The organism is Chitinophaga agrisoli (genome assembly GCF_008386695.1).
Lineage (GTDB): Bacteria > Bacteroidota > Bacteroidia > Chitinophagales > Chitinophagaceae > Chitinophaga > Chitinophaga agrisoli.
The window spans coordinates 1-332 of sequence record NZ_VUOC01000030.1 but is presented as its reverse complement, the minus strand read 5'-3'; the positions used below and the strand labels follow the sequence as shown (position 1 = coordinate 332).

General features: G+C 47.0%; 1 protein-coding gene. It reads left to right on the top strand.

The genetic code is table 11. The annotated features are described in order from the left end of the window. Window positions 1-332 (top strand): hypothetical protein (locus F0L74_RS34520; protein ID WP_188316279.1); only part of this gene is annotated, 332 nt, incomplete at both ends.

The following is a 332-nucleotide window of genomic DNA, read 5'->3' as shown; positions in this document are numbered from 1 at the left end:
TGCTCCAGTTGAGGACGCCGATTTACAAGTCGCCCCTGTGAACATCGTGGATGAACCAGTTGAAAAGACGAATGAGGAAATCGAGAATGACAGTGAAGTTGGCTCGATCAGCTGGGTTGAATATCCTGCTGAATTGGACGAAGATGGAAACGGACTTGTTATTGTTGATCTACCTATTGAGGCACAACCCGAAGATTTAGAGAAAGCCCAGCTTGTTGACCTTCCCGTCGAAAATGTCGCTGAACCAGAAGACTTAAGCCCTGTTCAAGTAGTTAACCCCATCGTTGAGAACAGTCAAAGTGAATACCCCGGCAAAAGATACCCGGACGCTA